We start from the raw sequence: 4996 nt of genomic DNA on the forward strand, positions 1-4996 counted from the left end.
GTAGTGCATCTGGTGACGTCCTGCCGGCAGCGCGCGGCGCGGCTGACGCGTCAGTTGAAGCGCAGCTCGTCGAGCTTGGCGTCGACTCGCGGGCGCGGCCGTACTCGGAGCTCAAACCGGCCAGCTGCTCGGTGTCGCGCGCTCCTCGATCCAGGCGGCGCGGATCGGCGCCAGGCCGGAGCGGATGTCGATCTGGGCGGCCGGGTCGGTGTAGGGGCCGGAGCAGTCGTAGACGTAGATCGGCGGGTTCTGCTCGCCGCCGAACTGGGTCGGGGTGTCGGCCTGGCTGATCTCGCGCATCGGCACGCGGAGGTCGGGGCGGGAGCCTTCGACGTAGATCTTGCGGGAGTTGGGCAGCGGCTGGATGGCGGCTTGGTCCACCACCATTTCGGTATTCAGGTTGGTCGGCGCGTTCATGGTCATCCTCGTTTATTCATCTAGTCATCAGGCGCCGAAGACGCGGCCCAGGTACACCACCAGCAGCATGTAGCCGGCAATGAAAATGGCCTCGCTGCTCATCAGCACGATCGGCTTCCAGCCCAGTTCCGCCAGCTTTTCCAGCGAGGTCTTGACGCCGAGGGCGGCGATCGAGGTCACCAGGCACCAGCGCGATACGGTCGAACTCGCTTCCACCACTTGGTGCGACAGCAGCCCCAGGCTGTTGAGCGCGGCCAGTCCGGCGAACACCACCAGGAACATCGGCAGGATCGGGGTCTTGCTGCCGGCCGTGGCGGTTTTCTTGCGCTCGGCGTGGAAGGTCAGCGCCAGGATCACCACCACCGGCATCAGCATGGCGACGCGGAACATCTTGGCCAGCGTGGCGGCGTCGCCCACTTCCGGCGAGATGATCAGGCCGGCGCCCACCACCTGAGCCACGTCGTGGATCGAACCGCCCAGGAACAGGCCGGCTTCCGCGGTGGAGAGTCCGGCATGCTTGACGATGAGCGGGTACAGCACCATGGCCAGCGTGGAGAAGATGGCAATGCCGATGGCGGTGAGCAGGGTGTAGCGCTCGTTCTCCCGCGTCGCCGGCAGGGTGGAGGAGATCGCCAGAGTGGCCGAGATACCGCAAATGCCGGTGCCGCCGCCGGAGAGCAGACCCAGCATCGAGGGTAGGCCGAGCAGGCGCGCCATCAGGATGCCAAAGCCGATGGTCAGGGCCACCGCGCCGATCAGCGCGCCGACCCCGGCCAGGCCCAGGTCGCTGACGTCGCTGGCGACGATGCGGGCGCCGAGCAGGGCGACGCCGAAGCGCACCAGCTTCTTGGCCGAGAGTTCGATGCCGGGCTGGCATTTCTCCGAATCGGCCAGGAAGTGAAAGGCAATGCCCATCAGCAAGGCATAGAGAAACTGCGGGCCGCCGTAATGCTCGGACACGAAGGTCGCGGCGATGGCGATGACGCCGCAGAGCATGATGCCGGGAAGAAGCGCCCGGGTCTGCGTGAACATCACGGGTTGGGCGAGACTGCTGGGAGGGATCATCGTGTGGGTCTCCGGTGATGGACATCGTTCCCGCGCCGTCTCGGACCCCGACTAGGCGGGGTGGAGGGGTGCGGATTGGGGCTGGGCCGGATTGGCCAGCTCTCAAACAAATAACAAAAAACGGAACAAAAAATTCCGTTAATTGGTTTTTGAAAACTATAAGTCGGACAACCGGGGAATGCAATAGTAAATTTCAAATATCGATACAAAACGTACTGATATTTTGTTTTTTGGAAGAGGCAGCGGGCCGCCGAGGAGGTGCCGGCGGCCCGCTGGAAGGGGAAGGGTTTACAGCTTGGTGTAGTCGGTGGAAGGCTCAGCCAAGGCGGCGGCCGGTGCACCCTTGCGGAAAATCTGGCGTACCACGTAGCCCAGCAGCAGGATGCCCAGGCTGGCCACGCCAAGCAGCAGCGGCGAGCGTTGGTCCGGGATGAACGCCATGGCCACCACGATGCCGATCATGCCGGCGATGGCGAGGTAGGTCAGGTAGGGGTAGGCCCACATCTTGACGCGCAGCCGTTCCGGCGCCTCGCGCTCCAGGCGGGCACGCAGGCGCAGCTGCGAGATGGCGATCAGGATGTAGACGAAAATCGCCACCGTGCCGTAGGAATCGACCAGGAAGGCGAACACCTTGTCCGGCGAAATGTAGGACATCACCACCGCCGCGTAGCCGAACAGCGTGGCAAACAGGATGGCGCGCACCGGCACGCCGTTGCGGGTCAGCTTGGCCAGCGATTTCGGCGCGTCACCGCGCTTGGTCAGGGCGAACAGCATGCGCGACGAGGCGTACAGGCCGGAGTTGAGGGCCGACAACACGGCGGTCAGCACCACGGCGTTCATGATCTGCGCCGCAGCCGGGATGCCCATCGCGTTGAGTGCGCTGACGTACGGGGTGGCGATGCCGGGCGAACTCCACGGTACCAGGCAGACCACCAGCAGCACCGAGCCGACGTAGAAAACCAGCACCCGGGTGATCACCGAGTTGGTGGCCTTGGCGATAGCTTTTTGCGGTTCGGCGGTTTCCGCGGCGGCGATGGTGACGATCTCGGCACCGAAATAGAAACCGGTCGCCGCCACCGCCCCGGTCAGCACCGGCACCCAGCCATGCGGGGCAAAGCCGCCGTGCGCGGTCAGGTTGCTGACGTTGAGGCTCGCTCCCGGCCACATGCCGAGCACGTACAGGCTCGCCAGGAACAGGAACACGACGATGGCGCCGACCTTGATCGAGGAGAACCAGAACTCGAACTCACCGAACGACTTCACCGAGATCAGATTGGTCAGTGTGAGCGTCACCAGTAAGGTCAGGCTGATGATCCAGGTGGGCATGTCGGGTAGCCAGTAACGCACCAGGTTGGCCCCGGCGACCGCTTCGAGCGCCACCACGATGACCCAGAAGTACCAGTACATCCAGCCGGTGAGGAAACCGGCCAGTTCGCCCACGGCCGGGCGGTCGTGCCAGGCTTCGCGGGCGTATTCGTAGAAAGAGCCGCCGGTGGGCAGGGCGACGGCCATTTCCCCCAGCATGCGCATGACCAAGACCACGAGCAGGCCGGTGATGAGGAAGGAGAGAATGGCGGCGGGGCCGGTGGCCTTGATCACCACGCCGCTGCCGACAAACAGACCCGCGCCAATCACACCACCAAGTGCAATCATGGTCATGTGGCGCTGCTTCAGGCTGTGCTGGAGCCCGTTTGAATGCTGCTGGTTGCCTATCACTTTGATATATCTCCGTATTTCTCTATTGTAGGACGCCACGGTTTGTTGAGTTGTAGGGGAATGGCAACGTGCGTACGCCGCCCTCCGGTCCGTGGTCGTTCAGGATCGTGTGACTGTCCGTGCTGCCGGGTAATGGAGGTATCTGGGCAGCCAGGATGGGTTATCTCAGTTTCGGTTCACCTTTCAGAAACGATGAGGTCGCCGCGGCGGTGAGGTGGAGCGGACCGTGAGGCGTACACTGCCTGCGACACGGCCCGCTTGTCTTCACTTTTTCGCGTCAGCGCGGTGGTTGATCAAACGTAATCCTTGTACTTGTCGAGGAATCTGACCGGCTTGGAGAGGGCATCGCGGCGGAAGGGATCGCCCAGCTCGCGGGTGCACATGATCTCGATGATGCAGGTCTTGCCGTGGTTCATCTGCAGGTCGATGGCCTTCTTCAGCGCCGGGCCGACGTCCTCGAGACGGTCCACGGTGATGCCTTCGGCACCCATGGCACGGGCAATCTCGGCAAAGCTCTGGTTGTCCAGTTCGCCGGCAACGAAGCGGCGGTTGTAGAAGTCGACCTGGTTCTTCTTCTCCGCACCCCACTGGCGGTTGTGGAATACCACCGCAGTAACCGGGATGTTGTGACGCACACAGGTCATCGTTTCCATCAGGCTCATACCCCAGGCCCCATCACCGGCGTAGGACACTGCCGGGCGATGCGGGGCTGCCACCTTGGCACCGATGATGGTCGGGAAGGCATAGCCGCAATTGCCGAAACTCATCGCGGCAAAGAAGCTGCGCGGCTTCTCGAACCGCAGATAGCTGTTGGCCACCGAATTGATGTTGCCGATATCGGTCGACACCATCACATCCTCCGGCATCGCCTTCTCCAGCTCGCGCAACACCTGGCGCGGATGCAGATAGTGGCCGCCATTGAAGGTCTGCTCCTGGGCGTTCTGCTCGATCATGTCGAGGCTGAAGGCATCGCGCTCGTGCGTCCACTCGTCCAGTTCCTTCTCCCAGGCCGCCTTCTCGGTCGCGATCTTGTCGCCGCGCTCGGCGCGGGTCGCATCGCAGGCCAGGGTACGGTTCGCCAGACGCTGCGTCAGTGCCACCGCCGCCGCCTTGGCATCGCCGCAAATGCCCACCGAAATCTTCTTCACCAGGCCCAGCATCTTGTTGTCGGCGTCGATCTGGATGATCTTCGCGTTCTTCGGCCAGTAATCCATGCCATGCTGCGGCAGCGTGCCGAACGGCCCCAGGCGCGACCCCAGCGCCACCACCACGTCGGCCTGCGCCATCAGCTTCATCGCCGCCTTCGAGCCCTGATAGCCCAGCGGACCGCACCACAGCGGATGGCTGGCCGGGAACGAATCGTTGTGCAGGTAGCTGTTCACCACCGGCGCCCCCAGGCGCTCCGCCAAGGCCTTACACTCCTCGACGGCATCGCCCATCACCACGCCGCCGCCGGAAATGATCACCGGAAACTTGGCCTGCGCCAGCAACTCCGCCGCCTCGTTCAGGCTCTGCTCGCCACCGGCACCGCGATCCAGACGCGCCGGCTGCGGAATCTCGGCGGTGATCTCGCCGTAGAAATAATCGCGCGGGATATTGAGCTGGGTCGGGCCCATCTCGCTCATGGCGCGGTCGAAGCAACGGCCGGTGTACTCGGCCATGCGGGCCGGGTGCGTGACATGTCCCTGGTACTTGGTGAATTCCTGGAACATCGGCAACTGGTTACACTCCTGGAATCCGCCCAGACCCATGGTCATGGTGCCGTCTCGGGGTCACGATCACCACCGGGCTGTGTGCC

2 protein-coding genes and 2 pseudogenes are annotated in these 4996 nt (G+C 63.8%); all 4 read right to left on the minus strand.

All coding sequences use genetic code 11. The features are described from left to right. Positions 1-417, minus strand: a pseudogene (locus FURADRAFT_RS19785) (phosphomethylpyrimidine synthase ThiC); the annotation flags it as partial. A gap of 27 nt (positions 418-444) precedes the next feature. Next, complete coding sequence (locus FURADRAFT_RS19790; RefSeq protein WP_008955942.1) at positions 445-1482, minus strand: YeiH family protein; 1038 nt, start codon at positions 1480-1482, stop codon at positions 445-447. A gap of 288 nt (positions 1483-1770) precedes the next feature. Beyond that, the gene (locus FURADRAFT_RS19795; RefSeq protein ID WP_201441981.1) at positions 1771-3141 is read right to left on the minus strand and encodes an amino acid permease; all 1371 of its coding nucleotides are present in this window, start codon (positions 3139-3141) and stop codon (positions 1771-1773) included. Positions 3142-3491: 350 nt separating this feature from the next. After that, positions 3492-4996, minus strand: a pseudogene (gene xsc / locus FURADRAFT_RS19800) (sulfoacetaldehyde acetyltransferase); the annotation flags it as partial.

It is taken from the genome of Pseudogulbenkiania ferrooxidans 2002 (genome assembly GCF_000174355.1).
GTDB lineage: Bacteria > Pseudomonadota > Gammaproteobacteria > Burkholderiales > Chromobacteriaceae > Pseudogulbenkiania > Pseudogulbenkiania ferrooxidans.